This window comes from Chryseobacterium sp., from assembly GCF_022712095.1.
Taxonomy (GTDB): domain Bacteria; phylum Bacteroidota; class Bacteroidia; order Flavobacteriales; family Weeksellaceae; genus Chryseobacterium.
In genome coordinates, this window is the sequence record NZ_JALAHD010000029.1 from 1 (window position 1) to 9019 (window position 9019).

A 9019-nucleotide genomic window follows, 5' to 3' on the forward strand; every position below is an offset into this window, starting at 1 on the left:
GAAAAGAAGTTTCTTTGATTACTAAATAATAAGCATTCATATATGTTAAATAATCTCCGGTTTCTGATAATCGGAGATTTTTTGTACTCCTGACAGATTATAGGATATATCTATATAAAAAATTTACAGAAAAACTTGCACCGTTCCATATAGTCTATTAAATTTGTCGACTTATAAAATTTAATTATCAATGTATAAATCTTCAGCATATTCTACTCTATCAATGATTGAAATGTGTACTATTCCTCTCCGGAAAAGGTAGGTTTTATACACTCATTATACAAACTTCCCTTTTTAGATAACTAAAAAGGTTTTTTTATGTCAAAAAATAAAATAAATATCGGATCTGGTGATGAAACAAAACAACAAGATTAAAGTAACCGCTGTAACAACAGCCCTAATCTTCTACTCGGGATTATCGGTAGAAGCACAAACAAAAAAAGAAGGGGATACTCTAAGAAATAAAGAAATTTCTGAAGTGGTATTATTAGGATCAAGAAGTACAGGACGTGTAAAAACCGATACTCCTGTTCCTGTAGATGTATTCAAAATGCAGAATATAGTTACTGAATCCCCACAACAGAGTATTTCCCAGATACTCAATTATCTGGTTCCTTCTTTTTCATCCACTTCTCACACGATAAATGACGGAACGGATCACTCGGATCCGGCACAGTTAAGAGGTTTAGGTCCTGATCAGGTATTAGTTCTATTAAATGGAAAAAGACGGCATCAGTCTTCTCTTATCAATACTACTCTTACTCCGGGAAGAGGAAGTGTAGGAACCGACCTTAATGCCATTCCAGCTTTTGCTTTAGACCGTATAGAAGTACTAAGAGACGGAGCTTCAGCGCAATATGGCTCTGATGCTATTGCAGGAGTTATTAATCTTCAGCTTAAAAAGAGTATCGGATTCTCCGGGCAGATTACTACGGGAGGATATCTTTCTTCTGTAGCTAATAATCATACAGGAGGTGTTGACGGAGAAACTCTTTCTGTTGATTTAAATTATGGAGTGAAAATCGGGAATAATGGGTTTATCAATATAACAGGTTCCGGAGCCTTCAGGGATCCTTATTCTAGAGCTGAAGAACAAAACGGAAGCATTTACAATGCTTATAATGCCATTGCTTACCGTGCTATGCAAAACGGAGTTGATATAGAATCTCTCTATAGAAATATTAATAATACTCCCAATACAAATTCCATTATTAATACTATTAAACAATACGCCGGAAATGTAGGATATTTTGACCCCAATTATCTTTCTCAAATTAATTCTGCCAACAGCATTGCAGATCTCCAAGGAATTTTAAATAGGGATGTTTCTGATCAGGAATTAGCTTACAGAGGGCTGAAAAGAAAAGACTTTAATATGAAGGTGGGACAATCTAAACTAGCCAGTGGCCAGTTGTATGTCAATACTGAAATTCCAATTAATGAAGAATGGAAATTTTATTCGTTCGGGGGATTTAGTTACCGGAACGGACAGGCCGGAGGATTTTACAGATTCCCTAATCAGGCAAGAACATTAACGTCTCTTTATCCTAACGGATTTCTGCCTGAAATAGAAACCAACATCTCTGATTATTCTTTGGCAGCAGGGGTTAAAGGTAAAATAGGTGACTGGAATGTTGATTTAAGTAATACCTTTGGAAAAAATGCTTTTTATTACACAATTAATAATACAGAAAATGCCACATTAGGGAATACTTCTCCTACTGAATTTGACGCAGGAGGAATGGCCTTTAGCCAAAACACGTTAAATCTTGACTTTTCAAAAAAGTTTGATGCCTTTGAAGGGCTCAACTTTGCTTTCGGAGGTGAATACCGCTATGAAAATTACATCATTCAAGCAGGAAGTCCCGAATCTTACAATACTTATGATATTAATGGAAATGTGATTAACGGAACTACATCTTCTCTTCTATTGAATACTGATTTTTTTGGAAATGCAAGACCGGGCGGTGCTCAGGTTTTCCCTGGATATCGTCCTGAGAATGCAATATCAAGGAAAAGAAATAGTTATTCAGCTTATGCAGATGCTGAGGTGGACTTTACGAAATGGCTTCTTGTAGACGGAGCAATCCGCTATGAAAATTATTCGGATTTTGGTTCTACTTTTAATTATAAGCTGGCAGCCAACATTAAACTGGATAAAAATTTTAAATTGAGATTTGCCGGATCAACAGGATTCAGAGCACCTTCCCTGGCACAGCTTTATTACAGTGCCACGTCTACTCTTATCAACGGAGGAAATACTACACAGGTTGCCACATTCCGCAATGACGAGCAGATCACAAAGAGTCTGGGAATTCCAAGTCTTAAACAGGAAAAATCCAAATCTTTAAGTGCCGGATTTAATTTTACTATTCCTCAACTGAGACTGAATTTCAGTGCAGATGCTTATTTTATTAGGATTGATGACCGTATCGTACTGACTGATCTGTTTTACAGGCCTGATACTGCAGGAACTGTCCAGACTGCATTTGACCAGGCAAATGCGGAAGCTGCACAATTTTTTGCCAATGCAATAGATACAGAAACGAAAGGTTTAGACCTTGTAGTTACCCAAAAGAATAAGATCAATGCTAAAATAAGTATTGATAATTCTCTATCTTTTAATATTAATAAGACAAAACAGGTAGGAAGCATTAAATCTTCTGAGCAACTGCAATCGCAAATCAGCAGTTATTTTTCAGAAGAGAACAGAATTTATTTTGAAGAAGCCGTTCCGAGGGTAAAGGCTAACCTTTCACACAGTATACGCTTATACGGAATAGATGTATTTATAAGAAACTCTTACTTCGGAAAGGTAACTGATGCTAACCTTCTCGATCTGAATGGTGATGGTGTTGCCAATGAGCATTTTGTTCTTAACGATAAGGTAGTTACCGATCTGTCGGTAGGACATCGTTTTACAAAACAAATTGGTTTGACGGTCGGTGCCAATAATATTTTCAATATTATGCCAACAAGAAATCCTAATATAGAGACCCTCACAGCAGGAAACCAGCTGGTTTATTCACGTCAGGTTTCCCAATACGGAATCGGAGGAAGATATCTGTTTGCAAGATTAGACTTCAATTTTTAATCGAAGCCAAAAGATTATATATAGTAAAAGTCAGGAGGTAAACTTCTGACTTTTTACATTTTAAAATCTATTTTTATATTATTAATTTACTTTGTAAACAGATAAATAAGGATATCCCTGATCTTTCATATTTGGGGAGAAATGTAGCTTGCATTATAAATAAGAGCTGAAGTAAGGGTTACTTTTACCGTATCTCCTGCGTTCAACTTTACAATTCTGGGGAAACTGTACTTCTGATAAATCATAAAAAGCAGTTTTTATTACAAGCCCATTTTCATAGGTTGCAATATCAATTCCATTCACCTTCAAATGTAATTTGGTTCTCAGATCCGGCTCAGGTTTGTATCATTGGGACTCAGGAAGAGACAAGGTATAAACCAGCTACGGGTGCAATAAACACTCCGTTACTCATCACTCTGGCCGGAGACTGATATAAAAGAGTTTCTATAAAAACATTAAAACCATCATCTGTAGAAGTAATTCCCGGGTCTCTACTTTCCACATAAGCCTATACAGCATTCGCAGCTGTTACCAGATTAGTTCTGTAACAGTGCATATGAAATATCCGCTTTCTTTAGAACACCGTTAGCACATGCAAATACTATATAGTCTGCTGAAATAACGTCTTTCAAATTTCTAATACGTGCACTTCCGTTACCATCAAAAGTCTCTGTGGGACTTAGACTATTGATTGAAAATATAAGAAATATTGGTACCATCTAAAATATATATTACGCCTCAACTATCAGTATAGACTAAAATCATTGTATCAAATGTATTATTACAGTTAAGCCAAAAAAGACACCCGATTCAGGGTGTCTTTCATTACAAGATATAAAATATATTTAATCAAATACTATATTATTTGGTAATCACAGTGGGTGTTCTCCTTTGTTTCGTAATAGCCCCCAACTGTCTGTCAGAAACAGATCCCATCCCATAAGCTACATAATTTACATTAGTATTTCCTGTATTTTCACCAGTAGTAAGTATAGTATGCTGCCTTCCTACAGAACCTCCTGTAAAAGTAGTTCCACTATAGACTCCAAGGGTGGAGACCAAAGCTGCAGATCCTGTTACGCTGCTGGTATTTCCGATCCCGAGCTGCCCCTGTCTGTTTTCTCCGGTTACATACACTCCTTTATTAGTAAAAATAAAAAGATTCCCGGCTCCATAATCAAAACGCTGGGCAGCTAATGCTATAGCTTCATCTCCATTATCACCAAAATTTGGTATACCAATATTATGGGGTGACAAAGCATCAATCCCCAGGTTTCCAATAGAATTTCCATCGCCCCATCTATAAACATTCTTTCCATCTGAAGAAATTGCTGCACCATTATCCCAGCCCATTGTTACTGTTTTCACAGAAGTATCTGATGGAAAGGTAATTTGGGTAGGAGTAGAAACATTAGACGTATTTCCTGTTCCCAAACGTCCTGATTTACCTACTCCCCAAACATACACTTTTCCATCAGAAGTTAAAGCTGCTACAGTATATTGTGATGCGGAAATATCTGTTACCGTCCCCGGAATATCAATTGCCGTAAATGTATTGGCAGCACCTCCAGTACCAGGCCCAGTGTTACTGCTGCTGGTAGCACCTCCTACGCCGTATACTATTCCAGCCTCCGTTAATACAAATGAATTCTGACCTCCTGCCTGAACTTTTACCGCTTTGCCAAATGTTTCATTTTTCCCAAATCCGTCTACTTTTGTGGGTAACCCCGTATCTCCGGTATTAATTCCTAAGCCGGTTCTATAGTTTCCATTATATCCCCATGACCATACTTCACCGGATTCAGTGGCTATAATGGAATGTAATTGTCCCGCAGAAGCATCTGCTAAAGGGTAAGCAAAATTCAATAGGAATGAACTTGTATTTCCTGTTGTCCGTCCTAAACCTGTTTTTGCATCTCCATTATCTCCTGCTACATATAAGGCATTGTCATCCTGGCCTATCAGTAGTGTATGCTGATATCCTGCAGAAGCTTTCTTAACTTTAAATTCGGTTCCGATATTAAGGACATTGGAAACTTCATTTCTTGCTCCGGCATCATCCAGGAGACAATCAGACCATTTAGTCGCTCTTTTATACTTAACACATTTATCAGACATATCATATACTACCGTTGCTTCTATTGCCGGACTCCCATCCGGGGCTATTACTGAAACAGTATCCTGAACTTTAGGAAGTACAATTCCCATATCATTACTTTCCACATGTAAAACTCCCTTAGGGGTAAGCGTTCCTACTCCTACCTGTCCAAAACTCCATATACCGGTCAAAGCTAAAGGAAGGATATATATATTTCTTTTTATTTTATTATATTTCATTAGTATCATCTTTAATTATTACTTTTTCAATGACATATAGACTTTACGGTTAGCTGTAGTTCCGAGCTGACGATAATTGTTATATCCGCTTCCGTATCCAAGATAACTGGCTGACGGATTATCAGCGCTCTCACCCGTGGATATAAGTGCATGGTTATAACCGATAGATACTCCTGTAAAAGGTTTTCCTGAAAAGAAAGCATGAGATTCTGCTTCAAGAAAACTGCCGTTTTGACTTTCTATAATGGATCCTGTCTCACTGTCTACAATTCCCAATCTTCCAAAATTGTTTCTTCTGCCGGCTATATTTCGACCGGTGGCATATACTGATTTATCAGTGATCACCATAGTAGCAGATCCACTGGAAGAAGAATTTTTATGTCTTGCTACAGCAACGGCTACCACACTTTCATCCGAGTCTCTTGTTAATTCACCTGGAGATACCAAAGTAGGCTTATTTCTGGAAGTCGTTCCCAACGCTCTGTTTCCCCAAACATAAATCCTGTCATCTGTAGTTACTGCTATACCGTTTCCGATACCTATCGCTACATTTTTAAAGGCTTTTCCGGAAGCTTCCAGTCCGGGAGGAATAGTGGGAATTAAAGTATTCCCTGATGAAGTCCCTAATCCTGTACGATACGATTCATTAGACCCCCAGGTATATATTTTACCATCTTCGGATAGAACAGCCGCAGCTCTAGCTGCCAGGGAAATATCTTTGATCATTACACCATCCAAACCATCTACCTCTACCGGTGTTTTTTGCACACCACCGGTTATTCCATTAGCATTAAGGCCATTGCTATTTCTGCCACAAGCATATACTTTTCCATCTTCCGTTAAAATCAATGTATTACGATATCCTGCTTCTACCCTTATAACATTAGAATTTGTAGGCATTATTACTTTTTTAGGAGCTCGGGTATTTCCTGAACTTGTACCTTGACAAGTTTCCCCACTATTATTATTTCCCCATGTATATAATGATCCGTCTTCCAACACTGCTGCCCCATGCTGGTATCCTGCAGAAACATCTACTGCAGGCTTTCCTATGATATTAGTCCACGGGGTATTTCCTGTTCTTCCCTGTCCGGTTCTATAATAAGAACCTCTTCCTGCCGTATAAACCGCTTTATTATCTGCTCCGATCGCCACGGAAAAATAATATCCTGCAGACATTTTTTTTATTTTAAAATCCTGTCCACCATATACATCATAATTAATTTCATCATTTACCAATTGGCTATCAACCAGACAATCGGTCCAATCTCCTAGTGATGCCGATTTTTTAGCTCTTATACATCCTAAACTTGCGTCATATACTATAGTTCCCTCAGGCGCTTCATCTGAAGGCACCCTCATCTCTTCTGTATTAATCTGACCTGTTTCATCCGTATCGGATATCGTTATCGTTTGAAAAGGATGATCAAAAGTAGTAACTGACGGAATTATCACCAGGTCAGATTCATTATCATCAGCATCTATTTTTGTGTATATACTATCTACATCAACCTTTTCCACTATTGGTAAAACAAGCCCCATTCGGTTTTTATTATCTTTTTGATTAATATCCAGTTTTCCCTGTGGCTTGTCTGTTCCTATTCCGAGCTGTCCGTATAAAGGCAAGCTCAAAACCACAAACAGAAATATATATGTTATTTTTTTCATCTTTTAAATTATTATATGTACTTATTTTTTTATCAGCATTGGAATAGGCAGTGATGAAAATCCCGGACTGATAGCCCCCAGCTGATTATTATTCACACTCCCTGTACCATAACCGTAACCTCCAATATTGCTAGCAGAATCGACTTTTTGTACCATCAAAGAGTGATTTAATCCTATTGAGGCTTGCTGAAATAATGTTCCTTTATAGATTGCCTTGTCATACATAGGCACAAAACCTTCCAGACTTTCTTGAGAAGAACTGCTCGATCCCGGAGAATATTTAACGGATGTCGTTCCTTTGAAAAACCCTAAACCTAAACGTTGAGGCTGTGTATTACTTCCTGCTGAATAAATATTTTTATTGGTAATTATAATAGAAGCTCCGGTATTAGCTGCCGAGGCATCCAATCTGGAAACAGCTACATATATGATTTCTTCATCAGGTGCTAATCCTGCTCCGCTATTAATCTGAGCTGTTATATCCATAGGGGTTGAATAATAAGTATTGGATTCTATTCCATATGCTCTTGAAGCCCCCCATCCGTATATTCTTTTTCCATCTTCAGTTACAGCCAATCCATGGTTAGTTCCCATAGCCACTTGCTTAATCTTTTCATCTGATAAAATCTGAGTAGGAGTAATATATCCAGAATTAGCTGTCGTTCCCAACCTTCCATATTGCTGATTTCCCCATACATATACTTTACCATCCACTGTTAATCCTGCTCCTGAAAATCTTGACAGGGAAATATCTTTAAAGGTATATGAAGACAGATTGGGAATTTCCTGAGGAGTTTGATAAGAATTGGAAGAAGACGTAGAATTCTTTCCGTTAGCCATAGTTCCTTCCGAAAAAGCACCCATTCCATACACTTTCCCATTATCTCCTAATATCATAGAATTATAATATCCTGCTTCTACGCGCATCGCTTTTATATTGGATGGCCAAGTTTTTACTTTCATCGGATATGCCTTATTATTAGTACTTCCGTGTCCGGTACGATAATTACTTCCGGATCCCCATGTCCATAATTCTCCATTAGAGGTAACTGCCAATCCATGTAAATCGCCAGCAGCTATATCCACTACCGATTTGGCAAGAATCAATGAATAAGTGGCTGTATTCCCAGAGGTATTTCCTACTCCTGTTTCTCCATTGGAATTTAATCCTGAAGCATATACAGCATTATCATCAAGTCCTAGTATGATTGAGAAATTATTGCCGGCTACTGCTTTTTTTGCCCTTACATTTAATCCTCCATATACATCATAATTGAAAACATTGGTAACTGAAGATTTATCTACCAGACAATCCTGCCAACTGTTATCACTATTTTTCACCCTTACACATTGGTTTTTTCCATCATATACCATCGTTCCTTCTACTGCCGCACTTCCTGAAGGAGTCACTACATTGGGAAGGCGGCTTCCGTCATTCAGAGTATCCACTTTGGGTAATATTAACCCTACATTTCTTGTAATTGAATCATTCTCTGTTCCATCGGCCGGAAACTGTCCTTTAAGGTGAAGTGCTCCTTTAATGCCTTTTTCACCAATTCCCACTTGCGACCAACCCCAGATATTCAACAGCAAGAATGTGAATGCATATATTTTTTTATTCATCTTTTGCTTTAAAATTTTAATTATAAATAGAATAGACAAGCTTATTTTAACTAATCAACCGGCTGAAAACAAAACACAATTCATTTGTATGACATAAGTCTACTCATGTCCGTTTTAGAAAAGAAAAAATGTTGATTGATTATAAAAGAAGCTTTTATTTCATCACCATACACTATGGATTTTGATGAAATCAATTTTAACTCTATGGAGAGTTTATATAGCTAAATTACTTAGTCCTTCTCCGATTCCCGCCCACCCAATGATTTTGAAGGAAAATAAAGTTAACCCTTGTTTTAC

6 protein-coding genes are annotated in these 9019 nt (G+C 37.6%); 1 reads left to right on the plus strand and 5 read right to left on the minus strand.

Going from position 1 to position 9019, the window contains the following annotated elements; translation table 11 throughout:
* The first annotated feature begins 352 nt into the window (after nucleotides 1-352).
* Nucleotides 353-3094, plus strand: a complete 2742-nt coding sequence (locus Q0A18_RS01355) for a TonB-dependent receptor (RefSeq protein ID WP_292008370.1) — start codon at nucleotides 353-355, stop codon at nucleotides 3092-3094.
* Between the two features lie 355 nt (nucleotides 3095-3449).
* On the opposite strand, the gene Q0A18_RS01360 is transcribed toward Q0A18_RS01355, so the two are convergent.
* The 5 genes from Q0A18_RS01360 to Q0A18_RS01380 form a co-directional block, all read right to left on the minus strand.
* Nucleotides 3450-3596 (minus strand): hypothetical protein, encoded by a 147-nt coding sequence (locus Q0A18_RS01360; RefSeq protein ID WP_292008371.1) that lies wholly within the window; start codon nucleotides 3594-3596, stop codon nucleotides 3450-3452.
* A 34-nt stretch (nucleotides 3597-3630) separates the two neighbouring features.
* Nucleotides 3631-3813, minus strand: coding sequence for a hypothetical protein (locus tag Q0A18_RS01365; RefSeq protein ID WP_292008372.1), 183 nt, complete (start codon nucleotides 3811-3813; stop codon nucleotides 3631-3633).
* 142 nt (nucleotides 3814-3955) lie between these two features.
* A complete protein-coding gene (locus Q0A18_RS01370; RefSeq protein WP_292008373.1) occupies nucleotides 3956-5431 on the minus strand; it encodes a hypothetical protein in 1476 nt (491 codons plus the stop codon).
* A gap of 18 nt (nucleotides 5432-5449) precedes the next feature.
* Complete coding sequence (locus tag Q0A18_RS01375) at nucleotides 5450-7099, minus strand: hypothetical protein (RefSeq protein WP_292008374.1); 1650 nt, start codon at nucleotides 7097-7099, stop codon at nucleotides 5450-5452.
* A 21-nt stretch (nucleotides 7100-7120) separates the two neighbouring features.
* Nucleotides 7121-8722 carry a hypothetical protein gene (locus Q0A18_RS01380; RefSeq protein WP_292008375.1) on the minus strand — a complete coding sequence of 534 codons (1602 nt, stop codon included), beginning with the start codon at nucleotides 8720-8722 and terminating at the stop codon, nucleotides 7121-7123.
* Nucleotides 8723-9019: the final 297 nt, after the last annotated feature.